Origin of the sequence: Scleromatobacter humisilvae (assembly GCF_023231945.1) — a bacterium.
Taxonomy (GTDB): Bacteria; Pseudomonadota; Gammaproteobacteria; order Burkholderiales; family Burkholderiaceae_C; genus Scleromatobacter; species Scleromatobacter humisilvae.
In genome coordinates this window covers 21,749-46,641 of record NZ_JAJLJH010000002.1, presented here as the reverse complement: position 1 = coordinate 46,641, position 24,893 = coordinate 21,749, and the positions used below count along the sequence as shown (strand labels likewise).

Genomic DNA, 24,893 nt, shown 5'->3' with positions numbered 1-24,893 from the left:
TTGGGATCAGCCCTTCAGCGCGTCGAGTTCGTCGGCGGCGATCGTGGCGCGGTTGCGGAACAGCACGACCAGGATGGCCAGGCCGATCGCGGATTCGGCCGCGGCCACCGTCAGGATGAAGAACACGAAGACCTGCCCGCCCATGTCGCCCAGGTAGTGGGAGAAGGCGATGAAGTTCATGTTGACGGCCAGGAGCATCAGCTCGATGGCCATCAGCAGCACGATCAGGTTGCGGCGGTTCAGGAAGATGCCGATCACCGAGAGGGCGAACAGGATGCCGCCCAGCGTCAGGTAGTGCGGCAGCGTGATGTCGGAAAAATTCATGCCTTGCCTCCCTCTTTGCCCGGCTCCGCCGCGGGAGCGGCCGGGACGGATGCGACCTCGATCGTCGGCGCCATCTTCACGATGCGCAGGCGGTCGGCCTTGCGCGCGCGCAGCGCGAGGTTCGGGTCGATGGCCTTGCTGTCCTTGCGCTCGCGCAGCGTCAGCGCGATGGCGGCGATGATGGCCACCAGCAGCAGCACGGCCGCGATCTGCAGCGGGTACAGGTAGTTCGTGTAGACCTCGATGCCCAGCAGGCGCGTGTTGCCCGCCTTCAGCGCGGCGGCGTCGGCCACCGGCGCGGCGCCGTGGCTGAAGCCGCCCATCAGCACCAGCGCCATCTCGAGCGCGATCAGCACGCCCACGAGGGCCGCCAACGGGAACGCCTTCCAGAAGCCGACGCGCAGTTCCTCGGTGTTGATGTCCAGCATCATCACGACGAACAGGAACAGCACCATGACGGCGCCGACGTAGACGAGGACCAGCGTGATGGCCAGGAACTCGGCCTTCAGCATCATCCACAGGCATGAGGCGTTGAAGAACGCCAGCACCAGGAACAGCGCGGCGTGCACGGTCGAACGCGCGGTGATCACACCGAACGACGAGGCCAGCAGCACGGCCGAGAAAATGTAGAACAGGGCGGATGTTGTTGTCATGGCAATGCTTGGCCAGTGACCACGAAGACGCTTGCGGCGCCTCAGCGGTACTTGGCGTCGGCCTCCTTGGCGGCGGCGATTTCGCGTTCGTAGCGGTCGCCGACGGCGAGCAGCATGTCCTTGGTGAAGTACAGGTCGCCCCGCTTCTCACCGTGGTATTCGAAGATGTGCGTCTCGACGATGGAGTCCACCGGGCAGCTCTCCTCGCAGAAGCCGCAGAAGATGCACTTGGTCAGGTCGATGTCGTAGCGCGTCGTGCGGCGGGTGCCGTCGTTGCGGACGTCGGACTCGATCGTGATGGCCATCGCGGGGCACACGGCCTCGCACAGCTTGCAGGCGATGCAGCGCTCTTCGCCGTTGTCGTAGCGACGCAGCGCATGCAGGCCGCGGAAGCGCGGCGACATCGGCGTCTTCTCTTCCGGGAACTGCACGGTGATCGTGGGCGAGAAGAAGTACTTGCCGGTCAGGCGCATCCCGCGGAACAGCTCGACGAGCAGGAAGCTCGAGAAGAAGTCCTTGAACGAGAACGACGGCTTGGACAGAGTGGTAGCGGTCATGGTGTTTTCAGCCTCGCCTTATTTCCAGATCGACAGCGGAGACTCGATCCACAGGCCGATGACGACCAGCCAGACCAGCGTCACGGGGATGAAGATCTTCCAGCCCAGACGCATGATCTGGTCGTAGCGATAGCGCGGGAACGTCGAACGCACCCACAGGAACATCGACACCACGCAGAACACCTTGGCGAACAGCCAGATGAAGTTGCCGTGGGGGCCGATGTCGAGGAAGCCGAACGGAGGCAGCCAGCCGCCCAGGAACATGACCACGCACAGCGTCGAGACCAGGATCATGTTGGCGTATTCGGCGAGGAAGAACATCGCGAACGCCATGCCCGAGTACTCGACCATGTGGCCGGCGACGATTTCCGACTCGCCTTCGACGACGTCGAACGGCGCGCGGTTGGTCTCCGCCAGGCCCGAGATGAAGTAGACGAAGAAGATCGGCAGCAGCGGCAGCCAGTTCCAGGACAGGAAGTTCAGGCCGTGCGAGGCCATCATGCCCTTGCCCTGGCCCGCGACGATGTCGCCGAGGTTCATCGTGCCCGAGACCATCAGCACCACGACCAGGCAGAAGCCCATCGCGATCTCGTAGCTGACCATCTGCGCCGAGGCGCGCAGCGCGCCCAGGAAGGCGTACTTCGAGTTCGACGCCCAGCCGGCCACGATCACGCCGTAGACCTCGAGCGAGGTGATGGCCATCACGTACAGCAGGCCGGCGTTGACGTCGGCCAGCACGACGCCCGGATCGAACGGCACGACGGCCCACGCGGCGAGCGCCGGCATGATCGTCATCACCGGAGCGACGAAGAACAGGCCCTTGTTGGCGGCCGTCGGGCGGATGATTTCCTTGAAGATCAGCTTGACGGCGTCAGCGATCGGCGTGAGCAGGCCCAGCGGGCCGACGCGGTTCGGACCCGGACGGATCTGCGACCACGCGATGGCCTTGCGCTCCCACAGCGTCAGGTAGGCGACCAGGCCCAGCAGCGGCAGGATGGTGACGACGATGCGCACCAGCGCCCACACGATCGGCCAGAGCACGGTGCCCAGGTGGGCGACGCCCCATTGATTGAGTGAATCGAACATTTGTTTTCTTCGCTCCGCGGGTTCAGGCCTTGGCCACCGAGATGGCGCCGAACGAGGCGCCCAGCGCCGCGGTCAGCACGTGGCCGGCCGGCACGCGAACGGCCGTCGGGGCGAGCGTCTTGTCGAGACGGGCCGCGAGCACGGCATCCGCCCCGCCCTGGCTCACGCGCACCTTGTCGCCGGCCGCGAGGCCGAGATCGGCCCACAGCTTCTCGGGCAGCGAGGCCTGCGGCGCGCGCGCGTCGGCGGTCAGCTGCAGCGAGAGCGCGCGGCGCACCAGGCTGTCGGTGGCATAGAGGGGAACGTCGGCGACGCGCTCGAAACCGGACACGGCGTCGCTCGGCAGCGACGTCGGCAGCGCAGCGTCGTTGCTCAGGCGCGAGGCCAGCGTCGTCTGGTCGCCCAGCGCCTCGGCCAGCACTTCGTCGGCCGACTGCTGGCCGAAGCCCGGCAGGCCCAGCATGTCGCCCAGCACGCGCAGCACCTTCCAGGCCGGGCGCGTCTCGCCCAGCGGACGGGCCACGCCCTGGAACGACTGCACGCGGCCTTCGGCGTTGACGAAGGTGCCGGCGGTCTCGGTGAACGGCGAGACCGGCAGCAGCACGTCGGCGACGTCGGCGGCGGCGTTGCGGAACGGGGTCATCGCGACCACCAGGCCCGAGCCGCCGAGGGCGGCGCGCGCGGCGGCGGCGTCGGCGGCGTCCAGCTCGGGCTCGACGCCCAGCAGGAACAGCGCCTTCATCGGCTGCGACAGCATCTGGCCGGCATTCAGGCCGCCGGCGCCCGGCAGCGCGTTGACCAGCTGCGCGCCGACGTTGTTGCCGGCTTCGCCGAGATAGCCGCAGGTCGCGCCGGTGGCGTTGGCGATCCATTGCGCCAGGGCCAGCAGCGTCGAGGCTTGCGGATGCTGCGCGGCGGCGTTGCCCAGCAGCACGGCCTTGGACGTGCCATTGAGCAGCGAGGCGGCGATGGCCTCGGCCTGCGGCGTGCAGTTGCCGGCGAACGGCGCGGTGCCGTCCTGGGCCTTGGCGATGCAATGCGCGACGTCGGCCAGCGCGGCGAGCCACGCGCTCGGCGCGACGGTCAGCTGCGTGGCGACGGGCATCAGCCAGTCGTCGGCCAGCGCGTTGACGCTGTGCACCTCGGCGCCGGCACGCACGGCCTGGCGCAGGCGTTGCGCGAGCAGCGGGTGATCCTTGCGCAGGAACGAGCCGATGACCAGCGCGCGATCGAGCTTGGACAGCGACGCGATCGTCGTGCCCAGCCAGCGCACGCCGCCGGTGTGCGTGAAGTCGGCGTGGCGCAGTCGGTGGTCGACGCTCTCGCTGCCGAGGGCGCGCACCAGCTTGGCCAGCAGGTGCAGTTCTTCCACGGTGGACGACGGGTGGCCCAGCGCGCCGATGCCGGCGACGCCGAACTCGCCCTTGACGCGCTTGACGCCGTCGACGACGTAGTTCAGCGCGGTCGGCCAGTCGACCGTCTGCCACTGGCCGCCCTGCTTGATCATCGGGGCGGTCAGGCGGGCGTCGGAGTTGAGCGACTCGTACGAGAAGCGGTCGCGGTCGGCGATCCAGCACTCGTTGACGTCCTCGTTCTCGTACGGGACGACGCGCAGCACCTGGTTGTTCTTGACCTGGACGACGACGTTGGCGCCGACCGAGTCATGCGGGCTGACGCTGCGGCGGCGCGAGAGCTCCCACGTCCGCGCCTGATAGCGGAACGGCTTGCTGGTGATCGCGCCCACCGGGCAGATGTCGATCATGTTGCCGGACAGCTCGGAGTCGATCGAGCGGCCGACGAAGGTCTGGATCTCGGCGTGCTCGCCGCGATGCGCCATGCCCAGCTCCATCACGCCGGCCACTTCCTGGCCGAAGCGCACGCAGCGCGTGCAGTGGATGCAGCGGCTCATCTCCTCCATCGAGATCAGCGGGCCAGCCGGCTTGTGGAAGACGACGCGCTTTTCTTCCGTGTAGCGCGACGCCGAGCCGCCGTAGCCGACGGCCAGGTCCTGCAGCTGGCACTCGCCGCCCTGGTCGCAGATCGGACAGTCCAGCGGGTGGTTGATCAGCAGGAACTCCATCACGCTCTGCTGAGCCTTGATGGCCTTGTCGCTCTTGGTGCGCACGATCATGCCCTGCGTGACCGGGGTCGCGCAGGCAGGCATCGGCTTGGGCGCCTTCTCGATGTCGACCAGGCACATGCGGCAGTTGGCGGCGATCGAGAGCTTCTTGTGATAGCAGAAGTGCGGGATGTAGGTGTCCGCCGCATCGGCCGCATGCATCACCATGCTGCCGGGGGGCACCGAGACCTTCTTGCCGTCGAGTTCGATTTCAATCATGAGTGTGGTCTCGTCCCGATCAGACCGCTGCCGGGACCTGGCAGGTCTTGTGTTCGATGTGGTGCACGAACTCGCTGCGGAAGTGCTTGATCATCGCGCGCACCGGCATCGCCGCGGCGTCGCCGAGCGCGCAGATGGTGCGGCCCTGGATGTTGTCGGCCACCGAGTTCAGCAGCTCGATGTCTTCCATCTTGCCGTGGCCGTGCTCGATGCGGTCGACCATGCGCCACAGCCAGCCGGTGCCTTCGCGGCACGGCGTGCACTGGCCGCAGGATTCGTGCTGGTAGAAGTAGGACAGGCGCAGCAGGCTCTCGACCATGCAGCGCGAGTCGTCCATCACGATGACGGCGCCCGAGCCCAGCATGGAGCCGGCCTTGGCGATGGAGTCGTAGTCCATCGTGAGCTCCATCATGATCGACGCGGGCAGCACCGGCGCCGACGAGCCGCCGGGGATCACGGCCTTCAGCTTGCGGCCGGTGCGCACGCCGCCGGCGAGTTCCAGCAGCGTCGAGAACGGCGTGCCCATCGGGATCTCGTAGTTGCCCGGCTTGTTGACGTCGCCGACCACCGAGTAGATCTTCGTGCCGCCGTTGTTCGGCTTGCCGCACGCGAGGTAGGCGTCGCCGCCGTTGCGGATGATCCAGGGCACCGCGGCGAAGGTCTCGGTGTTGTTGATCGTCGTGGGCTTGCCGTAGATGCCGAAGCTGGCCGGGAACGGCGGCTTGAAGCGCGGCTGGCCCTTCTTGCCTTCGAGCGATTCGAGCAGCGCCGTTTCTTCGCCGCAGATGTAGGCGCCGAAGCCGTGGAAGCCGTGCAGCTGGAAGTTGTAGCTCGAGCCGAGGATCTTGTCGCCGAGGTAGCCCGCCGCGCGCGCCTCTTCGAGGGCCTCCTCGAAGCGCTCGTAGATCTCGAAGATCTCGCCGTGGATGTAGTTGTAGCCGACGGAGATGCCCATCGCGTAGGCCGCGATGATCATGCCCTCGATGACGATGTGCGGGTTGAACGCGAGGATGTCGCGGTCCTTGCACGTGCCCGGCTCGCCTTCGTCGGAGTTGCAGACGAGGTACTTCTGGCCCGGGAACTGGCGGGGCATGAAGCTCCACTTCAGGCCGGTCGGGAAGCCGGCGCCGCCGCGGCCGCGCAGGCCCGAGGTCTTGACTTCGGCGACGACCTGGTCGGGCGTCATGCCGGCGTCGGCAGCGAGGATCTTGCGCAGCGCCTGGTAGCCGCCGCGCGCCTCGTAGTCCTTCAGGCGCCAGTTCTTGCCATCGAGGCCCGCCATGATCTGCGGGTTGATGTGGCGGTCGTGGAAGGCGGTCTCGACGCCCTGCGACTTGAATCGGGAAAGATCGACCATAAGGAACTCTTTAGCCTCTCACTTGGCCTGCGCGAGCGTGTCGAGCAGATCGTCGATCCGGTCGTTGCTCATGAAGCTGATCATCTCGCGGTCGTTGATCAGCATGACCGGCGAGTCGGCGCAGGCGCCGAGGCATTCGCTCTGCTGCACGGTGAACATGCCGTCCGTCGTGGTGCCGCCGACGGCCACGTGCAGCTTCTTGCAGATGTGGGCCAGCGCGGCCTGGCCGTCGCGCAGCTGGCACGGCAGGTTGGTGCAGACGTTGATCTTGAACTTGCCAACCGGCTGCTGGTTGTACATGTTGTAGAAGGTCGTGACCTCGTACACCGCGATCGGGGCCATGCCCAGGTAGGCGGCGACTTCGTCTTCCGACGCGCGCGACACGTAGCCGCGCTCCGCCTGCACGATGGTCAGGCAGGCCATCACGGCCGACTGCTTCTGGTCGGCGGGGAACTTGGCGACTTCGCGCGCGAAGCGTGCCTTCATCTCGTCCGAGAGCGGCACGTGCGTGGGGGTGGTATCGGACTGCATCATCGATCGATCTCGCCAAACACGATGTCCATGGTGCCGATGACGGCGACTGCGTCGGCGATCATGTGGCCGCGCGACATCTCGTCCATCGCGGCCAGGTGTGAGAAGCCGGGCGCGCGGATCTTGAGGCGGTACGGCTTGTTCGCGCCGTCGCTGATCAGGTAGATGCCGAACTCGCCCTTCGGGTGCTCGACGGCGGCATACGCTTCGCCCTCGGGCACGTGGAAGCCCTCCGTGAAGAGCTTGAAGTGGTGGATCAGCTCTTCCATGTTGGACTTCATCTCCGTGCGCGTGGGCGGCGCGACCTTGTGGTTGGTCGTGATGACCGGACCCGGGTTCGCGCGCAGCCACTTGCTGCACTGCTGGATGATCTTGTTGGCCTCGCGCATCTCCTGCACGCGCACCAGGTAGCGGTCGTAGACGTCGCCGTTGACGCCCACGGGCACGTCGAAGTCCATCTTGGCGTAGACATCGTAGGGCTGCGTCTTGCGCAGGTCCCATGCGATGCCGGAGCCGCGCAGCATCGGGCCGCTGAAGCCGAGGTTCTTCGCGCGCTCGGGCGTGACGACGCCGATGCCCACCGTGCGCTGCTTCCAGATGCGGTTCTCGGTCAGCAGCGTCTCGTACTCGTCGACGCGGCCCGGGAACTTGCGGCAGAAGTCGTCGATGAAGTCGAGCATCGTGCCCTGGCGGTTCTCGTTCATGCGCGAGATCGCCTTGGCGTTGTGGATGCGGGACGCCTTGTACTGCGGCATCGTGTCGGGCAGGTCGCGGTAGACGCCGCCCGGACGGAAGTAGGCCGCGTGCATGCGCGCGCCCGACACCGCCTCGTACAGGTCGAACAGGTCCTCGCGCTCGCGGAACGCGTACAGCAGCACGTTCATCGCGCCGCAGTCGAGCGCGTGCGCGCCCAGCCACATCAGGTGGTTGAGCAGGCGCGTGATCTCCGCGAACATCACGCGGATGTACTGCGCGCGCTCGGGCACGTCGACGCCCAGCAGCCGCTCGATGGCCAGGCAGTACGCGTGCTCGTTGGACATCATCGACACGTAGTCGAGGCGGTCCATGTAGGGCAGCGACTGGATGTAGGTCTTGGACTCGGCCAGCTTCTCGGTGGCGCGGTGCAGCAGGCCGATGTGCGGGTCGGCGCGCTGGATGACTTCGCCGTCCAGCTCCAGCACGAGGCGGAGCACGCCGTGCGCGGACGGATGCTGGGGCCCGAAGTTGAGCGTGTAGTTCTTGATTTCAGCCATTGCGTTGCTGTCCGGTCAGAAAGCGCGCGGAAAAACGGGAAGAGCGTGGCGGGCGGCGCGCATCAGTGCAGGCCGCCGTAGTTGTCTTCGCGGATGACGCGCGGCGTGATCTCGCGCGGCTCGATGGTGACGGGCTGGTAGACCACGCGGCGCTGCTCGACGTCGTAGCGCATCTCGACGTGGCCGCTGACCGGGAAGTCCTTGCGCATCGGGTGCCCGATGAAGCCGTAGTCGGTGAGGATGCGGCGCAGGTCGTCGTGCCCTTCGAAGATGATGCCGTACATGTCGAACGCTTCGCGCTCGAACCAGTTGGCGGCGTTCCAGACCGGCGTCAGCGCCGGCACGACCGGCAGGTCTTCATCGGGCGCGAACACCTTCAGGCGCACGCGCCAGTTGTTGGCCAGAGACAGCAGGTGGGTGACGACGCAGAAGCGCGGGCCGTCCCAGGGCATGTCCTTGTACGACGAGTAGTCGACGCCGCACAGGTCGATCAGCTGCTCGAAGGCGAGCGTCTTGTCGTCGCGCAGCTGCTTGGCGACGGCGATCGAATCGGCTGCGGACACGGTGATCGTGATCTCGCCGCGCTCGCGCTTGAAATGGGTGATGCGTGCACCGAGGGCGGCTTCGAGAGCGGCCTGCAGGGCGTCGAGTCGTTGGGTCATTGTTGGCTGTCTTCCTGAAAGACGCTCGGACGCGGGGTCAGGCGCGCGCGATGGTGTTTTCGCGGCGGATCTTGGCCTGCAGCTGCAGGATGCCGTACAGCAGCGCCTCGGCCGTGGGCGGGCAGCCCGGCACGTAGACGTCGACCGGCACGATGCGGTCGCAGCCGCGCACGACGGAGTAGCTGTAGTGATAGTAGCCACCGCCGTTGGCGCACGAACCCATCGACAGGACCCAGCGCGGCTCGGCCATCTGGTCATAGACCTTGCGCAGCGCCGGCGCCATCTTGTTGCACAGCGTGCCGGCGACGATCATCAGGTCGCTCTGGCGCGGGCTGGGACGGAACAGCATGCCGAAGCGGTCGATGTCGTAGCGGGCGGCGCCCGCATGCATCATCTCGACCGCGCAGCACGCGAGACCGAAGGTCATCGGCCACAGCGAGCCGGTCTTGGACCAGTTGACGAGCACGTCCACCGAGGTGGTGACGAACCCTTCCTTCAGGAGGCCTTCATTTCCTTTTGCCATAGCTGTCGCTCCGGTGCTCGGGATCACTCCCAGTCCAGTGCGCCCTTTTTCCATTCGTAGATGAAGCCGACGACCAGGATCGCCAGGAAGATCATCATTGCCCAGAAGCCGGTGGGGCCGATGTCCTTCAAAGCGACGGCCCACGGGAACAGGAATGCGATCTCGAGATCGAAGAGGATGAACAGGATCGCCACGAGGTAGTAGCGAACGTCGAACTTCATGCGCGCGTCTTCGAAGGCCTCGAATCCGCACTCGTACGGAGAGTTCTTCTGCGCGTCGGGACGACGGGGGCCGAGCAGGAAACCCAGCGCCTGGGGCAGGATTCCGATGACGGTGCCAACCAGGATGAACAGGATGACGGGGAGGTAGGCAGACAGGTCCATGGCTAGCTTCGTGTCGTTTGCAGGCTGCGTCGTTTGTCTGGGGGCAGAAAAAAGAGCGCCTCGACAGATCACAGCTTGCTGATCCCGAGTGCGCCCCGTCGTTGTCGCCTTGTACCGCGTGGTTGACGCAGGGCGCGTCGGCCGCGGCGCTCACGAGGAACCCACGACCATCTCATATCCGAAAACCTGGTGCCGACGGCGAGACTCGAACTCGCACAGCTTTCGCCACTACCCCCTCAAGATAGCGTGTCTACCAATTTCACCACGTCGGCTTGAACGGCCCTATTGGCCATTCGGAATACCTGATCAGTTCAGTTTGCGTGAGGGTTTTGGCTCACTGAACAGCCTCACATTCTATAGCGAAAAAAACCGCGTTTACCTCTATCCGCTACAGAAAAATGACGCGATCGTCGTATCAACGCGTCGGCACGCCCTGCACGGCCGACGGCGCCGAGGCCGGCACCACGATGGCAGCCGAGGCGCCGGCGACCGGCGCGCTCGCGACGGCGGCCGGGGCGCTCAGCTGATCGAGGCGGTTGGCCTCGATGGCGCGCACCGAGCCACGGCCGGTCGAGACGACCGACATGCCCAGCGTCGTCGCGAAGAAAATCGTGGCGCAGATCGCGGTGGAGCGCGACAGGAAGTTCGCGCTGCCGGTCGCGCCGAACAGGCTGCCCGAGGCGCCGCTGCCGAACGACGCGCCCATGTCGGCGCCCTTGCCGTGCTGGATCAGCACGAGGCCGATCATGGCCATGGCCGACAGGATCTGCAGGATGAAGAGAAGGTTGGACCAGACTTGCATTTGCTTGGAGCTCCAGGGAAATTCGTTCGTTGAAAGATCAGCCACCTCGGGCCAGCGCGCGGCCGCTCCGGAGCGGCCCGAGGGCCCCTCGGGGGCTGCGCGCGCAGCGAGCTGGGGCCGTCATGTCGCGCGGCAGATGGCGACGAAGTCGGCGTGCTTCAGCGCCGCGCCGCCGATCAGCCCGCCATCGATGTCTTGTTGCGCCAGCAGCGACGCGGCGTTCTCGGGTTTCATGCTGCCGCCGTACAGCAGCTTCATCGCCTCGGCATGCGGCGTGGCGGCGTGCAGCTGCGCGCGGATGAGCGCGTGCATCTCCTGCGCCTGCTCGGGCGTGGCGACGACGCCGGTGCCGATGGCCCAGACCGGCTCGTAGGCCACCACCATCTCGCCGACGCAATGCCCCAGCGCGTGGATGACGGCCGACAGCTGGCGCTTGACGGTGTCCTGCGCCGTGCCCTGCTCGCGCTGGCCCAGCGTCTCGCCGACGCAGACGATGGGTGTCAGCCCACGCGCGAGCACGGCCTTGGCCTTCTCGGCGACGACGGCGTCCGTCTCGCCATGCATCGCGCGGCGCTCGGAGTGGCCGACGATCACGTAGCGGCAGCCGAACTCGGCCAGCATCGAGGCCGAGACCTCGCCCGTGAACGCGCCCTTGTCGTGCTGAGAGCAGTCCTGCGCGCCCCAGCGCACGTCGCTGCCGGCCAGCGCCACCGCGGCCTCGCTCAGGTAGGGAAACGGCACGCACACGGCCACGTCGCACGCGAACGGACGCGCGGCCAGGATGCCAGACAGCAGCTCGGCGTTGGCCGAGTGCGATCCATGCATCTTCCAGTTGCCGGCCACGAGTTTCTTGCGCATGTGTCTGTTCTTGTTGGTTGGATGTTTCAGACCCACGACAGCATCAGCTTGCCGACGTGGTGCCCCTCTTCCATCGCGGCGTGCGCGCGCGACGCCTGATCCGCGGGAAAGACTTCCTGGATCACCGGCTGCACCTGGCGCTTTTCCAGCAGCGGCCAGACCTTGTCGCGCAACGACGCGGCGATCGCCGCCTTGAACGCGATCGGGCGCGGACGCAGCGTCGAGCCGGTGATGGTCAGCCGCTTGCGCATCACGACGCCGGCATCGAACTGCGCCTTCGTGCCACCCTGCGTCGCGATCAACACGAGGCGGCCCTCGTCGGCCAGGCAGGAGATCTCGCACGCGATGTAGTCGCCCGCGACCATGTCCAGCACGACGTCGACGCCCTTGCCGCCCGTGAACTCCAGCGCCTTCGCGGCGAAGTCCTCGGTGCGGTAGTTGATCGCGTGGTCGGCGCCGATCTCGAAGCAGCGATAGCACTTGTCGGCCGAGCCCGCGGTCGCGATGACCTTCGCGCCGAACGCCTTGCCCAGCTGGATCGCCGTGACGCCGATCCCGCTCGTGCCGCCCTGCACCAGCAGCGTCTCGCCGGCGGCCAGGCGGCCGCGGTCGAACACGTTGGACCAGACGGTGAAGAAGTTCTCGGGCAGCGCGGCGGCCTCGATGTCGCTGAAGCCCGCGGGCACCGGCAGCATCTGGCCCACCGGCACCGTGCAGTACTCGGCATAGCCGCCGCCCGCGACCAGCGCGCAGACGCGGTCGCCGATCGCGAAGCCGCCCGCGGCCAGCGCAGCGGCATCGCCATCGACGATCTCGCCCGCGAGCTCCAGGCCCGGCAGGTCGGACGCCCCGGCGGGCACCGGATAGTGCCCCTTGCGCTGCAGAACGTCGGGGCGGTTGACGCCCGACGCCGTCACGCGCACCAGCGCCTCGCCCGCGCCCGCGACCGGGCGCGCGCGCACGACCGCACGCAGCACCTCGGGACCGCCGAAGCCGGCGATCTCGATGGCGCGCATGGTCGGCGCGTTGAAGGCGTCGTTGCTCACGTTGGGGCGTGCAGCGGCTGGCCGCTTATTGCGGCTGGCGGTCGCCCTGCGGCTCGCGCTCCAGCAGCGCCTTCATCGACAGCTTGACGCGGCCCTTCTCGTCGGTCTCGAGCACCTTGACCTTCACGATCTGGCCTTCCTTCAGGTAGTCGGTGACCTTCTCGACGCGCTCATGGGCGATCTGGCTGATGTGCAGCAGGCCGTCCTTGCCCGGCAGCAGGTTGATCAGCGCGCCGAAGTCCAGGATCTTGGTGACCGGGCCTTCGTAGATCTTGCCCACTTCGACTTCGGCCGTGATCTCCTCGATGCGCTTCTTGGCGTGCGCGGCGCGGTCGGCGTCGGTCGACGCGATCGTGATCGTGCCGTCTTCCTCGATGTTGATCTGCGTGCCGGTTTCCTCGGTCAGCGCACGGATGGTCGCGCCGCCCTTGCCGATCACGTCGCGGATCTTTTCCGGGTTGATCTTCATCACGTACAGGCGCGGGGCGAACTCCGACACCTCGGTGCTGGCACCGGCGACGGCCTCGACCATCTTGCCCAGGATGTGCAGGCGCGCTTCCTTGGCCTGCGCCAGGGCGACCTGCATGATCTCCTTGGTGATGCCCTGGATCTTGATGTCCATCTGCAGCGCCGTGATGCCTTGGGTGGTACCGGCGACCTTGAAGTCCATGTCGCCCAGGTGATCTTCATCGCCCAGGATGTCGGTCAGCACCGCGAAGCGCGCGCCGTCCTTGATCAGGCCCATGGCGATGCCGGCGACGTGCGCCTTCAGCGGCACGCCGGCGTCCATCAGCGACAGGCAGCCGCCGCAGACCGACGCCATCGACGACGAGCCGTTGGACTCGGTGATCTCCGAGACCACGCGCACCGAGTACGGGAAGTCTTCCTTGGACGGCATGACAGCGACCAGCGCGCGCTTGGCGAGGCGGCCGTGGCCGATCTCGCGGCGCTTCGGCGAACCGACGCGGCCGGTCTCGCCGGTGGCGAACGGGGGCATGTTGTAGTGGAGCATGAAGCGCTCCGAATACTCGCCGGCCAGCGCGTCGATGGTCTGCGCGTCGCGCTCGGTGCCCAGCGTCGTGGCGACGACGGCCTGCGTCTCGCCGCGGGTGAAGATGGCCGAGCCGTGGGCGCGCGGCAGCACGCCGGTGCGGATCTCGATGGCACGGACGGTGCGGGTGTCGCGGCCGTCGATGCGCGGCTCGCCGGCCAGGATCTGGTCACGCACGATCTTGGCTTCGATGTCGAACAGCATCGCGTCGACCTTGACCGAGTCGACCTTCGCGTCCTCGGCGGCGAGCGCAGCCTTGACTTCCGACGTCGCGACGCGAAGCGCCTGCGTGCGGGCCTGCTTGCTGCGGATCTGGTACGCGGCTTCCATCTTGGCCTGCGCCAGGCCGCCGATCTTGGCGATCAGCGCTTCGTCCTTGACCGGCAGCGTCCATTCGCCGGATTCGAGCCACAGCGGCTTGCCCGCGTCGCGCACGAGTTCGTGGATCGCGTTGATGGCGGTCTTGCCCTGGTCGTGGCCGAACACCACGGCGCCCAGCATGATGTCTTCCGGCAGTTGGTCGGCTTCGGACTCGACCATCAGCACGGCGGCTTCGGTGCCGGCGACGACGAGGTCCAGCTTCGATTCGGTGCGCTGGGTCTTGCCCGGGTTCAGCACGTATTCGCCGTTGATGTAGCCCACGCGCGCGGCGCCGATCGGGCCCGCGAACGGGATGCCCGAGACGGACAGCGCGGCGCTCGACGCGACCAGCGCGGCGATGTCGGCGTCGACTTCGGGGTTCAGCGACATCACGTGCACGACGATCTGCACTTCGTTGAAGAAGCCTTCCGGGAACAGCGGGCGCACCGGGCGGTCGATCAGGCGCGACGTCAGCGTCTCGAGCTCGCTCGGGCGGCCTTCGCGCTTGAAGAAGCTGCCCGGGATCTTGCCGGCGGCGTAGGTCTTCTCGATGTAGTCGACGGTCAGCGGGAAGAAGTCCTGGCCCGGCTTGGCTTCGCGCTTGGCCACGACGGTGGCCAGCACCACGGTGCCTTCGATGTCGACCAGCACGGCGCCGGTGGACTGGCGTGCGATCTCGCCCGTCTCCATGCGAACGGTGTGGGAGCCCCACTGGAACGTCTTGGTGACCTTGTTGAACATGCTCATGTTGTTCTTTCTCCGATGTTTATAGGGCGCCGTATCGTGGCGCGGGAGACGGGAGGCGACCGTTCAGTGGCGTGATGCCATTCCAGCGAAGCTCAGGCTGCGAACTTCGGTGGAATGACACATCGACGCCGGCAAGGCAACGGTTCGAACTCCAAACGCAAAGAGCCTGTCCTGGAGGGTTCCAGACAGGCTCTTTTCATGCATCGCTGCTTACTTGCGCAGGCCGAGCTTGCCGATCAGGGCGAGGTAACGCGGAGCGTCGGTCTTCTTCAGGTAGGCCAGCAGGCTCTTGCGCGAGTTGACCATCTTCAGCAGGCCGCGGCGGCCGTGGTGGTCCTTGGCGTGCTGCTTGAAGTGGGGAGTCAGCGCGTTTATGCGCGCGGTCAGCAGGGCGACCTGGACTTCGGGGGAGCCGGTGTCACCGGTGCCACGGGCGTGGGCGGCGACGATTTCGGCCTTGTTGAGATCAGTCATTGCGGATTTCCTTGATGTTGAATCGGAAACCGGCAGCGCTGGCCCGGGCGCACCCGGATTCGCAGCCGCGACGCGTCCGCAAGGGGCGGCGTGGCCTGCTCGGTTTCCTTGACGACTTGCGCACCCGAGTGAAACCGACCCGGGGCGTGCTGGACTTGGCCTCGACGACTCTTCCAAAGAGGAAAGGGTCATCGAGGTCAAGCGTCGGATTATAGACGAAAGCCGACGCTCCCGCCACCTGCCCGGCGCGCCGCCGGCGCGGGCGCCCTGCCCTCGTGCTGTCGAGCTGCGCGCCCCCGTCTGCACAAGACGGCGGTGGACCGTAGGTCCGGCAGCGCGAATTTCAATGCTCGATTGCCTAAAAAATAGGCTCTTGAAATGGTTTCGGGCGCTGCCAACTGGGGAGTCATGCGACGCTGACCTCGCGCCGAGACCCTCGGCAAGGACGACGTCCACGAACTCCCCAACCCAAGGAATCCATCATGTTCATCGTCCCCGTCTCCCGCCGCGCCGCCGTCCGTGCCCGTCACTTCGACCGCCTGTTCGACACCGCCGTCGACCAGTTGTTCGCGCAACCCGTTGCCGACACCGCGCCGGTGCGCCGCCCCGCCATCGACGTCACCGAATCCGACCGCGGCTACGTCGTCACGCTGGACGTGCCGGGCGTCACCCGCGAGGACGTCAAGGTGTCGATCGACGGCCGCCGCGTGAGCATCGTCGCCGAGGCGCGTGCCGCCGAAGCGCCGGCCGCCGATGCGACCGCCGCCGAGGCCACCGAGACGCCGAAGCCCACCGACCGCGTGATCCTGCGCGAACGGGCGTTCGCCAGCTATGCGCGCAGCTTCACGCTGCAGTCCGAGATCGACCAGGCCTCGTCGCAGGCCAAGCTGGACAACGGCGTGCTGACGCTGACGCTGGTCAAGCGCGACCCGGTCGCCACGCAGATCTCCGTCAACTGAGTTCCTCGAACGGCCGGGCAGCCCGTCAGCTTGTCCGGCCTTGACGGCGGACTCCCAACCTCTTCGCCGTCACCGAGTCCTTCGCGCCGCAGGGTGCGAGGGACTTTTTTTATGCCTGGACGAGCGGCCAGCGCGGCTTGACGTCGAACGCGTAGTCCATGCGTGCCGCCGATGGATCGCGCTGCAGCCGCAGCGCGCCGGCGAGCGCGATCATCGCGCCGTTGTCGGTGCACAGCGCGAGCTCCGGATAGTGCACGCGCAGACCGCGCCTGGCCCCCGCGGCGTTGAGTTGCTCGCGCAGCCGCGTGTTGGCGCCGACGCCTCCGGCCACGACCAGGCGCGACAGCCGGGTCTCCTGCAACGCACGCAGCGACTTCTTGACCAGCACCTCGCAGATCGCGGCCTGCGTGCTGGCCGCGAGGTCGGCGCGCTGCTGCCCGGTCGGCGCGGGGCCGAACTTCGTCATCGCGGTCATCACGGCCGTCTTCAGGCCGGAGAACGAGAAATCGAGGTCGCCGCTGTGAAGCAAGGGACGCGGCAACGCGATGGCTTCAGGATTGCCGTGCGTCGCGAGCGCGGCCAGCGCCGGGCCGCCGGGATAGCCCAGCCCCAGAAGCTTGGCGGATTTGTCGAAGGCCTCGCCGGCGGCGTCGTCGATGGTCTCGCCCAGCATCTCGTAGCGCCCCACGTCGTCGACGCGCATCAGCTGCGTGTGGCCGCCCGACACCAGCAGCGCGACGAACGGGAACTCGGGTGGATCGGCCGACAGGAACGGCGACATCAGGTGGCCCTCGAGGTGGTGCACGCCCAGCGTCGGCTTGCCCAGCGAGGCGGCCAGCGCGCACGCTACGCCCGCGCCCACCAGCAGCGCGCCCGCCAGGCCGGGGCCGCGCGTGAAGGCGACGACGTCGATGTCGTCCTTCGTCAACGAGGCGTCCGCCAGCGCCGCCTCGAGCAGCGGCAGCACGCGGCGGACGTGGTCGCGCGACGCCAGCTCCGGCACCACGCCGCCATACGCCTGATGCATGCGGATCTGGCTGTGCAAGGCCTGCGAACGCAGGCGCGGCACGCCGCCGGCGACGGTCTCGACGAGCGCGACGCCGGTTTCGTCGCAGGAGGATTCGATGCCAAGAACGATCATGAGGCAGTGTAAGTGTGCATTAGTCGACTCAAGTCGTTACAAACTCGGGTCGAGTTCGCTTCCGAAAATCGGATGGCCCGGTTTTAATTGCGCACGTGGTGATATTCGGCCTCACCCGCCGGTTCGACGATTCATTCGTCGGCCGGAGCAAAACCAAACACAAGGCCGTCGACAGTCGTTGGGAATCATGAAGCAATACAAACTCACTGCTTGGCCGGACCTGCCTCCGCGATTCCAGAAGACCACGATGCGCCGCGTCGTGAGCGAGTTGTCCCAGCGCTTCGTCAGCGTACGGGACCTGGCTCGCAGCAGCGGCGCTTCCGCTCGCGACGTCGAGGAACTCCTCGGCAAGCTCGAGAAGGACGGCATGCTGATGACGCGCGCCACGCCGCAATCCGTCGGCCAATCCAGCGCCTGGCATCGGTGGTGGCCCGTCGCCGCCGTGCGCGGCATGGTGCGCGACTGGCGCTGAACGCGTTTCGATTCGCGATTTGCAAGGCGGCCTCCGGGCCGCTTTGTCGTTTTCGCAGTTGTCACATGGCGCCCCATGACAATTCGATGGCGCCCTTTGCTAATGATTCTCGCGGGCGTGGTTGATCGTGTATTTCGGAATCTCGATCACGAGATCCGTCGCGGCGACGATGGCCTGGCAGGACAAACGGGATTGCGGCGTCAGGCCCCAGGCCCGATCGAGCAGGTCGTCCTCGGTTTCGTCGGCCTCGCCGAGTGAGTTGAAACCCTCGCGCACGATCACGTGGCAGGTGGTGCAGGCGCAGCTCATGTCGCACGCGTGCTCGATGGCGACGCCGTTTTCCAGCAGCGCCTCGCAGACGGAGGTGCCCGGCGCGGCCGAGATCGTCTTGCCCTCGGGACAGAGCGCGGCGTGCGGAAGAATCCTGATGACGGTCATTTAGATCTCGTTGACATTGCGGCCCGCGAGCGCGTCGCGGATGCCACGGTTCATGCGGGCGGCGGCGAAGCCCTCGGTGCCGTCGGCGAGCGCCTCGACGGCCGCCTCGATCGCGCGCGGCCCTTCAGCGGGACTCGCGTCACGCGCGGTGGCGCGCACGCGCGCGACGAGTGCGTCGATGCTCGCGCGTTCGGCGGCGTCCAGCAGGTCGCCGTCCGCGGCCAGCGCCGATTCCGTGGCCAGGATCATGCGCTCGGCGTCGACCTGGGCCTCGCGCAGGCTGCGCGCGACCATGTCGGACTCGGCGGACGCGAAGCCCGCCTTGAGCATGCCGGCCACCTGCTCGTCGCTCAGCCCGTAGCTGGGCTTGACGACGATGGCCGCCTCGACGCCCGAGCCCAGCTCCTTCGCGCTGACGCTCAGCAGCCCGTCGGCATCGACCTGGAACGTGACGCGGATGCGCGCGGCACCGGCCACCATCGGCGGGATCCCGCGCAGCTCGAAGCGCGCCAGCGAGCGGCACTCCGAGACCAGCTCGCGCTCGCCCTGCACCACGTGCACGGCCATCGCGGTCTGGCCGTCCTTGAACGTCGTGAAGTCCTGCGCCTTGGCGGTCGGGATCGTCGAATTGCGCTCGATGACGCGCTCGACCAGCCCGCCCATCGTCTCCAGGCCCAGCGACAGCGGCGTGACGTCCAGCAGCAGGATGTCGCCGCTCGTCGCGTTGCCGGCCAGCGCGTTGGCCTGGATCGCGGCGCCCAGCGCCACGACCTCGTCCGGGTTCAGGTTGGTCAGCGGCGGCTTGCCGAACAGCGTGGCCATCGCCTCGCGCACGACGGGCATGCGCGTCGAGCCGCCCACCATCACCACGCCCTGCACGTCGTCGACGGACACCTTGGCGTCGCGCAGCACGCGCTTGAGCAGGCGCAGCGTGGTCGCCGTCAGGTCGGCGGTCGCCACCTCGAACTCGGTGCGGTCGACGTCGAGGTCGTGCACGACGCCGTCCACCTCGAAGGTGACGGTGGCCGAGGCGACGCCGCTCAGCGCCTCCTTGGCGTGCCGCGCCGCGGTCTGCACGCGCCGGCGCTCGCCGGGCTTCAGCTGCTCCAGCGTCTGCAGGCCGGCGCGCTGCAGCAGCGCGCTGGCGAAGCGCTGGTCGTAGTCGTCGCCGCCCAGCGCCGAATCGCCGCCAGTGGCCACCACCTCGAACACGCCGCGCGCCAGACGCAGCAGCGAGATGTCAAAGGTGCCGCCGCCGAGGTCGTAGACCGCGTAGAGGCCTTCGACGCCCTGGTCGAGGCCATAGGCGATCGCCGCGGCCGTCGGCTCGTTGATCAGGCGCAGCACGTTGAGGCCGGCCAGCTGCGCGGCGTCCTTCGTCGCCTGTCGCTGCGCGTCGTCGAAGTACGCGGGCACGGTGATGACCGCGCCGTAGACGTCGTCGTCGAAGGTGTCCTCGGCACGGAAGCGCAGCGTGGCCAGGATCTCGGCCGACACCTCGACCGCAGTCTTGACGCCGTCGCGCGTGTGCACGCCCACCATGCCGGGCTGGTCGACGAACTGGTACGGCAGGCGCTCATGGCCCGCGACGTCCGCCAGCGCGCGGCCCATGAATCGCTTGGCCGAGACGACGGTGTTCTCGGCGTCGTCGCCCTGCGATGCGAGCGCGTCGTGGCCGATCTGGCGGCCGCCGCCTTCGAGGTAGCGCACCGCCGACGGCAGGATCACGCGGCCCTGGTCGTCCGGCAGGCACTCGGCGATGCCGTGGCGAACGGCGGCCACCAGCGAGTGCGTGGTGCCGAGGTCGATGCCCACGGCGATGCGGCGCTGGTGCGGATCGGGCGCCTGGCCGGGTTCGGAGATCTGGAGCAATGCCATGTCTGGAACTTCTTTTTTCTTATGAGAGCGCGTCGACACGCTTGTCGATATCGCTCATGAACTTGTCGACGAACATCAGCCCGCGCACCGTGCCGGCGACGGCGCGCCAGTCCACGCTCGCGGCGTCGTCGATCTGCGCCTGCAGCGATTTCAGCGTCGCGTTGCGCGAGGCGATCACCTCGTCGGACAGCGCATCGACCGCGTCCAGCGACGCCGCGTCGGACAGCGCGTCGCGCCACTCCATCTGCTGCATCAGGAACGCGGCGGGCATCGCAGTGTTGCTCTCGGCCTCGATGTCCGCGCCGTGCAGCGAACACAGGTAGGCGGCACGCGCGAGCGGATCCTTCAGGCGGCGATACGCCTCGTTGATGCGGATGGCCCACTGCATCGCGACGCGCTGCGCCGCGGCGGTCTCGGTCGCGAAGCGATCGGGATGCGCCGCGCCCTGCAGCTGCTTCCACTTCGCGTCGAGCCGGGCCATGTCGATCGCGAACCGTTCGGGCAGTCCGAACAGTTCGAAATCCGAGGCCGCGAGGCTCAGTCCGTCTTCCATCGTTTCTCCAGGAAGAGCGACGAACCGTTGTCCGGATACTCGCCGAACGGCCCGCGTTCGACGTAGCCGTTGGCGCGGTACATGCGTGCCGCGGCCGCGAGCTCCTCGCCGGTCTCCATCAGCGCGCGGTCGATGCCCTGCGCGTGCAGCACCGTCTCCAGCGCCGCGAGGATGCGCGGGCCGAGACGCGCGCCGCGCTGCGCGGGCGTGACGAACATGCGCTTGATCTCGCCGTAGGGCTTGCCGTCGGTCGCCGGCTCGGCCGGCATCGTGCGCACGGCGCCGCAGCCGACGACGGTGTCGCCCATCCAGGCGCCCAGGAAGGTGACGGACGGATGCATCAGGCCCGACAGGTCGAGCAGGTAGTTCTCTTCCGGCGGATAGACCGACAGCAGGTACGCATCGAGCTCGGCGATCAGCGCGAGCACCTGCGGGTGGTCGGGCGGCGTGGGGCGGATGTCGAATGTCATGGGAAAACGGGAGTCACCAACAAAAAGGCGCGACAGCTGCCGCGCCTTCGAGGCGTCCGCGCATGAGGAGATCAGACGCGGAACGATTCGCCGCAGCCGCACTTGTCCTTCTCGCGCGGGTTGTGGAACTTGAAGCCTTCGTTGAGCCCCTCGCGGACGAAGTCCAGCTCCGTGCCGTCGATGTAGGGCAGGCTCTTCGGGTCGACCAGCACCTTGACGCCGTGGCCCTCGAAGATCACGTCCTCGGCCGCCACGTCGTCGGCGTACTCGAGCTTGTAGGCCAGGCCCGAACAGCCGGTCGTCTTCACGCCCAGGCGCACGCCGACGCCACGGCCGCGCTTGGTGATGTAGCGCGTCACGTGCTTCGCGGCGCGCTCGGTCAGGGTCACCGCCATCGTTGCGGCCTCAAGCGTTGACGGACGCGGTCTCGGCGACTTCGCTGCCGTGGCGCGCCTTGTAGTCGCTCACCGCCGCCTTGATCGCGTCTTCCGCGAGGATCGAGCAGTGGATCTTGACCGGCGGCAGCGCGAGCTCCTCGGCGATCTGCGTGTTGCGGATGGCCATGGCTTGGTCGAGCGACTTGCCCTTGACCCATTCGGTGACCAGCGACGACGACGCGATGGCCGAGCCGCAGCCGTAGGTCTTGAAGCGCGCGTCCTCGATCAGGCCCGTGGCCGGGTTGACCTTGATCTGCAGCTTCATCACGTCGCCGCACGCCGGCGCGCCGACCATGCCGGTGCCCACGGTGTCGTCACCCTTGTCGAAGCCGCCCACGTTGCGCGGGTTCTCGTAGTGGTCGATGACCTTGTCGCTGTATGCCATGATGTCTTGCCCTCAACGATATTTATGGGGTGATGCGTTTCAGTGGGCAGCCCACTGGATCGCGCTGATGTCGATGCCGTCGCGGTACATGTCCCACAGGGGCGACAGTTCGCGCAGGCGCGCGACCGTGTCCTTGAGCATGGCGATCGCGGAATCGATCTCTTGTTCGGTGGTGAAGCGGCCGATCGTCATGCGCAGCGAGCTGTGCGCCAGCTCGTCGCTGCGGCCGAGCGCGCGCAGCACGTAGCTGGGTTCCAGGCTGGCCGAGGTGCACGCCGAGCCCGACGACACCGCCAGGCCCTTGACGCCCATGATCAGCGACTCGCCCTCGACATAGTTGAACGAGATGTTCAGGTTGTGCGGCACGCGGCGTTCCAGGTCGCCGTTGACGAACACCTGCTCGATGCCCTTCAGGCCGGCATACAGGCGCTGCTGCAGCGCGCGGATGCGCTCGCGCTCGACGCCCATCTCCTCGCCGGCGAGCCGGAAGGCCTCGCCCATGCCGACGATCTGGTGCGTGGGCAGCGTGCCCGAGCGCATGCCGCGCTCGTGGCCGCCGCCGTGCATCTGCGCCTCGAGGCGAACCCGCGGCTTGCGGCGAACATACAGCGCGCCGATGCCCTTGGGGCCGTAGGTCTTGTGCGAGGCCAGGCTCATCAGGTCGACCGGCAGCGTGGCCAGGTCGATGTCGACCTTGCCCGTCGCCTGCGCGGCGTCGACGTGGAAGATGATGCCGCGCTCGCGGCACAGCGCGCCCAGGGCCGGGATGTCCTGGATCACGCCGATCTCGTTGTTCACGTACATGACCGAGGCCAGGATCGTGTCGGGACGGATCGCCGCCTTGAACTTCTCGAAGTCGACCAGGCCGTTCGGCTCGACGTCGAGGTAGGTGCACTCGAAGCCCTGGCGCTCCAGCTCGCGCATCACGTCGAGCACGGCCTTGTGCTCGGTCTTGACGGTGATCAGGTGCTTGCCGCGCGTGCTGTAGAAATTGGCCGCGCCCTTGATGGCGAGGTTGTTCGACTCGGTGGCGCCGGACGTCCAGACGATCTCGCGCGAGTCGGCGCCGATCAGCGCCGCGACCTGGCCGCGCGCGCGTTCGACGGCCTCCTCGGCTTCCCAGCCCCACGCATGCGAGCGCGAGGACGGGTTGCCGAAGTGTTCACGCAACCAGGGAATCATTGCATCGACCACGCGCGGGTCGACCGGCGTCGTCGCGCCGTAGTCCATGTAGATCGGGAGATGCGGAGTCATGAGTCGAGAAAACGAAGTTACTTCGAGAACGCGTTGCCGAGCGCGAACACCGAGTTCGGCGCGTTGATCTTGATCGGCTTGACGACGGGCTGCGACGAGATCGCGCGGCGCACCGGCACTTCCTCGATCGACACGCCCTTGGCGAGCTGCTCGTCGACCAGCTTCTTCAGCGAGATCGAATCGAGGAACTCGATCATCTTGACGTTGAGGCTGGCCCACAGGTCGTGCGTCATGCAGCGGCCGGTGTCGTCGCCCATGCAGTTTTCCTTGCCGGCGCAGCCGGTCGCATCGATGGGCTCGTCGACGGCGACGATGATGTCGGCGACCGTGATGGACTCGGCGCCGCGGCCGAGCGAGTAGCCGCCGCCGGGGCCACGCGTGCTCTCGACGAGCTCGTGGCGGCGCAGCTTGCCGAACAGCTGTTCCAGGTACGACAGGGAGATCTGCTGGCGCTGCGAGATGGCAGCGAGGGCGACCGGACCATTGCTGGAGCGGAGGGCCAGATCGATCATTGCCGTGACAGCGAATCGGCCTTTGGTGGTCAGACGCATGGGGTGCTCTCCTGGGGGTGTTTTGGGCAATCGACTTCGGTCCGTAACCGTGGGAGCGGCTGGAGGTCGGAGAGGAGTGATAACCCTTGGTTGATTCCGAGCGTTTTAGTCGATTATGCCAGAAGCCTAGCGTTTCCGTCGACTATGAGCTGCCGCAATGCTGCGGCGCCGCAGAGCATGCGCGTTTCCCCGTAATTCCCGAGGAAACCCTCACAAAACCCATGCTCGACAACGCGGTCTTTGCCCCAGACGACACGCCATTGCACATGCATCGCCGACGCCGGCCCTGCGCCAGACACACCCCATAGAATGCCGCCGATGACATCCCAGCGGATCGAGTGGCTCGACCTCGTGCGCGGCCTGGCGGCGATTGCCGTCGTGGTCTTCCACTACCAAGCCTACCTGCAGGTCAGGCATGCGGGCTATGGCCTGACGGCCGTCGACATCTTCTTCGCGCTCAGCGGGATCGTGCTGGCGCTCAAGTACACGCAGGCGATCGAATCCGGCATGGGCCCGCTCGAGTTCGCCGGCGTCCGTCTTCGACGGCTCTATCCGATGGTGCTGGTCGCGGGCACCTTCATAGTGGCACTGGACCTTGCGGGCGTGCCGTCCGGCGCGTCGATGCCCGCCGCCGACACCGACGCCTGGGCAATCTTCCTGGTCATGCCCGTGTCGACCGGTGGCATGAACAGCGCCTTCCCCGCGGATCCGCCGATGTGGTCGTTCTGGGCCGAGCTCGCGGCCAACGCGGTGTGGTTCGTCGTGCTGAAGTTCGGACGCCGCTGGATGTTCCCGCTGGGCGTTGCGTCGATGGCGATCCTGATCTTCGCGACGCTGCGGGCGAACAATCTCAACCTGGGCTGGGAGGCCGGCGGGCTCTATCGGCTGATCAGCGTGGCGCGCGCGCTCGCGTGGTTCAGCGTGGGTTGTGCAATCGCCATGCGGCCATCGACCCTGCGGATGTCCGCGGTGATGCTGGTGGCGGCGCTGACCGTGTTCGTGGTGGTGGCGCACTTCGCCGGCGGACGCGAAGGGCTGAACCAGTTTCTCTGCGCGACGACCGGCGTCGCCCTGCTGAACCTCGCCTATCGGCTGCCCTCGCCCGGGATGGCACTCGGCGCGATCTCGCGCTGGCTGGGAATGCTGTCGTTCCCGCTGTACATGATGCACGCGCCGGCCGGACGGCTGCTGCCCTACGTGCACGGCCTGCCACGCTGGGCCACGCTCGTGCTCGTCGTCGGCGCCGCCGCGCTGGCGGCGACGCTGGTCAACGAATCGCTGGTCGACCGCGTCAACCGGTTCTACCGCGAACGCCGCAAGGCCAGCCCGGCACGGATCGGCGAGGGCTGA

28 protein-coding genes and 1 tRNA gene are annotated in these 24,893 nt (G+C 67.3%); 3 read left to right on the top strand and 26 right to left on the bottom strand.

Going from position 1 to position 24,893, the window contains the following annotated elements; genetic code table 11:
* Nucleotides 1-6: 6 nt before the first annotated feature.
* The 17 genes from nuoK to rpsO form a co-directional block, all read right to left on the bottom strand.
* Entirely contained in the window at nt 7-324 is a 318-nt protein-coding gene (gene nuoK, locus LPC04_RS09580) for an NADH-quinone oxidoreductase subunit NuoK (RefSeq protein ID WP_275681995.1), read from the bottom strand.
* Nucleotides 321-977 carry an NADH-quinone oxidoreductase subunit J gene (locus LPC04_RS09575; protein ID WP_275681994.1) on the bottom strand — a complete coding sequence of 219 codons (657 nt, stop codon included), beginning with the start codon at nt 975-977 and terminating at the stop codon, nt 321-323. Before LPC04_RS09575 ends, nuoK begins: the two co-directional genes overlap by 4 nt.
* A gap of 41 nt (nt 978-1,018) precedes the next feature.
* A complete protein-coding gene (gene nuoI / locus LPC04_RS09570) occupies nt 1,019-1,534 on the bottom strand; it encodes an NADH-quinone oxidoreductase subunit NuoI (protein WP_275681993.1) in 516 nt (171 codons plus the stop codon).
* Between the two features lie 18 nt (nt 1,535-1,552).
* Nucleotides 1,553-2,620, bottom strand: coding sequence for an NADH-quinone oxidoreductase subunit NuoH (gene nuoH / locus LPC04_RS09565; RefSeq protein ID WP_275681992.1), 1,068 nt, complete (start codon nt 2,618-2,620; stop codon nt 1,553-1,555).
* 22 nt (nt 2,621-2,642) lie between these two features.
* The gene (gene nuoG, locus LPC04_RS09560) at nt 2,643-4,958 is read right to left on the bottom strand and encodes an NADH-quinone oxidoreductase subunit NuoG (RefSeq protein WP_275681991.1); all 2,316 of its coding nucleotides are present in this window, start codon (nt 4,956-4,958) and stop codon (nt 2,643-2,645) included.
* A 19-nt stretch (nt 4,959-4,977) separates the two neighbouring features.
* Entirely contained in the window at nt 4,978-6,315 is a 1,338-nt protein-coding gene (gene nuoF / locus LPC04_RS09555) for an NADH-quinone oxidoreductase subunit NuoF (RefSeq protein ID WP_275681990.1), read from the bottom strand.
* 18 nt (nt 6,316-6,333) lie between these two features.
* Nucleotides 6,334-6,846, bottom strand: coding sequence for an NADH-quinone oxidoreductase subunit NuoE family protein (locus LPC04_RS09550; protein WP_275681989.1), 513 nt, complete (start codon nt 6,844-6,846; stop codon nt 6,334-6,336).
* Complete coding sequence (locus LPC04_RS09545; protein WP_275681988.1) at nt 6,846-8,099, bottom strand: NADH-quinone oxidoreductase subunit D; 1,254 nt, start codon at nt 8,097-8,099, stop codon at nt 6,846-6,848. The genes LPC04_RS09550 and LPC04_RS09545 overlap by 1 nt, the downstream gene beginning before the upstream one ends.
* A gap of 62 nt (nt 8,100-8,161) precedes the next feature.
* Nucleotides 8,162-8,761, bottom strand: a complete 600-nt coding sequence (locus LPC04_RS09540) for an NADH-quinone oxidoreductase subunit C (protein WP_275681987.1) — start codon at nt 8,759-8,761, stop codon at nt 8,162-8,164.
* Between the two features lie 37 nt (nt 8,762-8,798).
* Nucleotides 8,799-9,284 carry a NuoB/complex I 20 kDa subunit family protein gene (locus tag LPC04_RS09535; RefSeq protein ID WP_275681986.1) on the bottom strand — a complete coding sequence of 162 codons (486 nt, stop codon included), beginning with the start codon at nt 9,282-9,284 and terminating at the stop codon, nt 8,799-8,801.
* A gap of 23 nt (nt 9,285-9,307) precedes the next feature.
* Complete coding sequence (locus LPC04_RS09530; RefSeq protein WP_275681985.1) at nt 9,308-9,667, bottom strand: NADH-quinone oxidoreductase subunit A; 360 nt, start codon at nt 9,665-9,667, stop codon at nt 9,308-9,310.
* A 187-nt stretch (nt 9,668-9,854) separates the two neighbouring features.
* Nucleotides 9,855-9,939: transfer RNA gene (locus tag LPC04_RS09525), tRNA-Leu, on the bottom strand.
* Between the two features lie 143 nt (nt 9,940-10,082).
* A complete protein-coding gene (secG, locus tag LPC04_RS09520) occupies nt 10,083-10,469 on the bottom strand; it encodes a preprotein translocase subunit SecG (RefSeq protein ID WP_275681984.1) in 387 nt (128 codons plus the stop codon).
* Nucleotides 10,470-10,589: 120 nt separating this feature from the next.
* The gene (tpiA, locus tag LPC04_RS09515; RefSeq protein WP_275681983.1) at nt 10,590-11,327 is read right to left on the bottom strand and encodes a triose-phosphate isomerase; all 738 of its coding nucleotides are present in this window, start codon (nt 11,325-11,327) and stop codon (nt 10,590-10,592) included.
* Between the two features lie 26 nt (nt 11,328-11,353).
* Complete coding sequence (locus LPC04_RS09510; protein ID WP_275682650.1) at nt 11,354-12,343, bottom strand: NAD(P)H-quinone oxidoreductase; 990 nt, start codon at nt 12,341-12,343, stop codon at nt 11,354-11,356.
* 55 nt (nt 12,344-12,398) lie between these two features.
* The gene (gene pnp / locus LPC04_RS09505; RefSeq protein WP_275681982.1) at nt 12,399-14,531 is read right to left on the bottom strand and encodes a polyribonucleotide nucleotidyltransferase; all 2,133 of its coding nucleotides are present in this window, start codon (nt 14,529-14,531) and stop codon (nt 12,399-12,401) included.
* Nucleotides 14,532-14,741: 210 nt separating this feature from the next.
* A complete protein-coding gene (gene rpsO, locus LPC04_RS09500) occupies nt 14,742-15,005 on the bottom strand; it encodes a 30S ribosomal protein S15 (protein WP_275681981.1) in 264 nt (87 codons plus the stop codon).
* A 482-nt stretch (nt 15,006-15,487) separates the two neighbouring features.
* On the opposite strand from rpsO, the gene LPC04_RS09495 reads away from it, so the two are divergent.
* Complete coding sequence (locus LPC04_RS09495) at nt 15,488-15,964, top strand: Hsp20/alpha crystallin family protein (RefSeq protein ID WP_275681980.1); 477 nt, start codon at nt 15,488-15,490, stop codon at nt 15,962-15,964.
* Between the two features lie 109 nt (nt 15,965-16,073).
* Here LPC04_RS09495 and tsaD read toward each other — a convergent pair whose 3' ends face one another.
* A complete protein-coding gene (tsaD, locus tag LPC04_RS09490) occupies nt 16,074-17,105 on the bottom strand; it encodes a tRNA (adenosine(37)-N6)-threonylcarbamoyltransferase complex transferase subunit TsaD (RefSeq protein ID WP_275681979.1) in 1,032 nt (343 codons plus the stop codon).
* Nucleotides 17,106-17,352: 247 nt separating this feature from the next.
* On the opposite strand from tsaD, the gene LPC04_RS09485 reads away from it, so the two are divergent.
* A complete protein-coding gene (locus LPC04_RS09485) occupies nt 17,353-17,577 on the top strand; it encodes a hypothetical protein (RefSeq protein ID WP_275681978.1) in 225 nt (74 codons plus the stop codon).
* Between the two features lie 99 nt (nt 17,578-17,676).
* On the opposite strand, the gene fdx is transcribed toward LPC04_RS09485, so the two are convergent.
* The 8 genes from fdx to iscR all read right to left on the bottom strand — a co-directional run bounded on the left by fdx (nt 17,677) and on the right by iscR (nt 23,543).
* Nucleotides 17,677-18,015: an ISC system 2Fe-2S type ferredoxin gene (fdx, locus tag LPC04_RS09480; RefSeq protein ID WP_275681977.1), complete on the bottom strand. Its 339-nt coding sequence runs from the start codon at nt 18,013-18,015 to the stop codon at nt 17,677-17,679.
* Nucleotides 18,016-19,893: a Fe-S protein assembly chaperone HscA gene (gene hscA / locus LPC04_RS09475; RefSeq protein ID WP_275681976.1), complete on the bottom strand. Its 1,878-nt coding sequence runs from the start codon at nt 19,891-19,893 to the stop codon at nt 18,016-18,018. It abuts the gene before it with no gap.
* A 19-nt stretch (nt 19,894-19,912) separates the two neighbouring features.
* On the bottom strand, nt 19,913-20,446 hold the full coding sequence (gene hscB / locus LPC04_RS09470) for a Fe-S protein assembly co-chaperone HscB (RefSeq protein WP_275681975.1): 534 nt from the start codon (nt 20,444-20,446) through the stop codon (nt 19,913-19,915).
* Nucleotides 20,431-20,916: a GNAT family N-acetyltransferase gene (locus LPC04_RS09465; RefSeq protein WP_275681974.1), complete on the bottom strand. Its 486-nt coding sequence runs from the start codon at nt 20,914-20,916 to the stop codon at nt 20,431-20,433. The genes hscB and LPC04_RS09465 overlap by 16 nt, the downstream gene beginning before the upstream one ends.
* Before the next feature lie 71 nt (nt 20,917-20,987).
* Nucleotides 20,988-21,311: an iron-sulfur cluster assembly protein IscA gene (iscA, locus tag LPC04_RS09460; protein WP_275681973.1), complete on the bottom strand. Its 324-nt coding sequence runs from the start codon at nt 21,309-21,311 to the stop codon at nt 20,988-20,990.
* A gap of 10 nt (nt 21,312-21,321) precedes the next feature.
* Nucleotides 21,322-21,738, bottom strand: a complete 417-nt coding sequence (gene iscU, locus LPC04_RS09455) for a Fe-S cluster assembly scaffold IscU (RefSeq protein ID WP_275681972.1) — start codon at nt 21,736-21,738, stop codon at nt 21,322-21,324.
* A gap of 39 nt (nt 21,739-21,777) precedes the next feature.
* Nucleotides 21,778-22,992, bottom strand: coding sequence for an IscS subfamily cysteine desulfurase (locus LPC04_RS09450; RefSeq protein ID WP_275681971.1), 1,215 nt, complete (start codon nt 22,990-22,992; stop codon nt 21,778-21,780).
* A 17-nt stretch (nt 22,993-23,009) separates the two neighbouring features.
* Nucleotides 23,010-23,543: a Fe-S cluster assembly transcriptional regulator IscR gene (gene iscR, locus LPC04_RS09445; protein ID WP_275681970.1), complete on the bottom strand. Its 534-nt coding sequence runs from the start codon at nt 23,541-23,543 to the stop codon at nt 23,010-23,012.
* Between the two features lie 318 nt (nt 23,544-23,861).
* Between iscR and LPC04_RS09440 the strand changes: the two genes are divergently transcribed.
* Entirely contained in the window at nt 23,862-24,893 is a 1,032-nt protein-coding gene (locus LPC04_RS09440) for an acyltransferase family protein (RefSeq protein WP_275681969.1), read from the top strand.

Excerpts from the sequence above, each read along its gene's own strand:
- nuoK (WP_275681995.1), bottom strand. The coding sequence starts at position 324 with ATGAATTTTTCCGACATCACGCTGCCGCACTACCTGACGCTGGGCGGC.
- LPC04_RS09575 (WP_275681994.1), bottom strand. The coding sequence starts at position 977 with ATGACAACAACATCCGCCCTGTTCTACATTTTCTCGGCCGTGCTGCTG.
- nuoI (WP_275681993.1), bottom strand. The coding sequence starts at position 1,534 with ATGACCGCTACCACTCTGTCCAAGCCGTCGTTCTCGTTCAAGGACTTC.
- nuoH (WP_275681992.1), bottom strand. The coding sequence starts at position 2,620 with ATGTTCGATTCACTCAATCAATGGGGCGTCGCCCACCTGGGCACCGTG.
- nuoG (WP_275681991.1), bottom strand. The coding sequence starts at position 4,958 with ATGATTGAAATCGAACTCGACGGCAAGAAGGTCTCGGTGCCCCCCGGC.
- nuoF (WP_275681990.1), bottom strand. The coding sequence starts at position 6,315 with ATGGTCGATCTTTCCCGATTCAAGTCGCAGGGCGTCGAGACCGCCTTC.
- LPC04_RS09550 (WP_275681989.1), bottom strand. The coding sequence starts at position 6,846 with ATGCAGTCCGATACCACCCCCACGCACGTGCCGCTCTCGGACGAGATG.
- LPC04_RS09545 (WP_275681988.1), bottom strand. The coding sequence starts at position 8,099 with ATGGCTGAAATCAAGAACTACACGCTCAACTTCGGGCCCCAGCATCCG.
- LPC04_RS09540 (WP_275681987.1), bottom strand. The coding sequence starts at position 8,761 with ATGACCCAACGACTCGACGCCCTGCAGGCCGCTCTCGAAGCCGCCCTC.
- LPC04_RS09535 (WP_275681986.1), bottom strand. The coding sequence starts at position 9,284 with ATGGCAAAAGGAAATGAAGGCCTCCTGAAGGAAGGGTTCGTCACCACC.
- LPC04_RS09530 (WP_275681985.1), bottom strand. The coding sequence starts at position 9,667 with ATGGACCTGTCTGCCTACCTCCCCGTCATCCTGTTCATCCTGGTTGGC.
- secG (WP_275681984.1), bottom strand. The coding sequence starts at position 10,469 with ATGCAAGTCTGGTCCAACCTTCTCTTCATCCTGCAGATCCTGTCGGCC.
- tpiA (WP_275681983.1), bottom strand. The coding sequence starts at position 11,327 with ATGCGCAAGAAACTCGTGGCCGGCAACTGGAAGATGCATGGATCGCAC.
- LPC04_RS09510 (WP_275682650.1), bottom strand. The coding sequence starts at position 12,343 with ATGCGCGCCATCGAGATCGCCGGCTTCGGCGGTCCCGAGGTGCTGCGT.
- pnp (WP_275681982.1), bottom strand. The coding sequence starts at position 14,531 with ATGAGCATGTTCAACAAGGTCACCAAGACGTTCCAGTGGGGCTCCCAC.
- rpsO (WP_275681981.1), bottom strand. The coding sequence starts at position 15,005 with ATGACTGATCTCAACAAGGCCGAAATCGTCGCCGCCCACGCCCGTGGC.
- LPC04_RS09495 (WP_275681980.1), top strand. The coding sequence starts at position 15,488 with ATGTTCATCGTCCCCGTCTCCCGCCGCGCCGCCGTCCGTGCCCGTCAC.
- tsaD (WP_275681979.1), bottom strand. The coding sequence starts at position 17,105 with ATGATCGTTCTTGGCATCGAATCCTCCTGCGACGAAACCGGCGTCGCG.
- LPC04_RS09485 (WP_275681978.1), top strand. The coding sequence starts at position 17,353 with ATGCGCCGCGTCGTGAGCGAGTTGTCCCAGCGCTTCGTCAGCGTACGG.
- fdx (WP_275681977.1), bottom strand. The coding sequence starts at position 18,015 with ATGACCGTCATCAGGATTCTTCCGCACGCCGCGCTCTGTCCCGAGGGC.
- hscA (WP_275681976.1), bottom strand. The coding sequence starts at position 19,893 with ATGGCATTGCTCCAGATCTCCGAACCCGGCCAGGCGCCCGATCCGCAC.
- hscB (WP_275681975.1), bottom strand. The coding sequence starts at position 20,446 with ATGGAAGACGGACTGAGCCTCGCGGCCTCGGATTTCGAACTGTTCGGA.
- LPC04_RS09465 (WP_275681974.1), bottom strand. The coding sequence starts at position 20,916 with ATGACATTCGACATCCGCCCCACGCCGCCCGACCACCCGCAGGTGCTC.
- iscA (WP_275681973.1), bottom strand. The coding sequence starts at position 21,311 with ATGGCGGTGACCCTGACCGAGCGCGCCGCGAAGCACGTGACGCGCTAC.
- iscU (WP_275681972.1), bottom strand. The coding sequence starts at position 21,738 with ATGGCATACAGCGACAAGGTCATCGACCACTACGAGAACCCGCGCAAC.
- LPC04_RS09450 (WP_275681971.1), bottom strand. The coding sequence starts at position 22,992 with ATGACTCCGCATCTCCCGATCTACATGGACTACGGCGCGACGACGCCG.
- iscR (WP_275681970.1), bottom strand. The coding sequence starts at position 23,543 with ATGCGTCTGACCACCAAAGGCCGATTCGCTGTCACGGCAATGATCGAT.
- LPC04_RS09440 (WP_275681969.1), top strand. The coding sequence starts at position 23,862 with ATGACATCCCAGCGGATCGAGTGGCTCGACCTCGTGCGCGGCCTGGCG.